Genomic DNA, 257 nt, shown 5'->3' on the forward strand with positions numbered 1-257 from the left:
CAGTAAATGATGAAAACGAAGATGGTGTGGATGATGCAGTTGCAGCACTTGAAGAAGCGACAGAAGCAGTAGAGGCGGCTGAAGCAGCATATGCTGAGGCAGAGCAAGCATTAGCAGATGCCGAATCAGATGGTTTAATCACGCCAACAGAACTTGCTGAGCTGACTCAAGCACGTGATGATGCGCTTGCTGCTAAAGAAGATGCACAATCGAAAGTTGATGCACTTCCAGAAGGAGCAGACAAAGACGCACTGGAT

1 protein-coding gene is annotated in these 257 nt (G+C 47.9%); it reads left to right on the top strand.

The features are described 5' to 3' along the window. Positions 1 to 257, top strand: a 257-nt coding sequence (locus AC1M87_RS14845; RefSeq protein WP_481594131.1) for a GA-like domain-containing protein, incomplete at both ends; no start/stop codon positions are given.

It is taken from the genome of Acinetobacter sp. 24-47-62 (assembly GCF_056779765.1).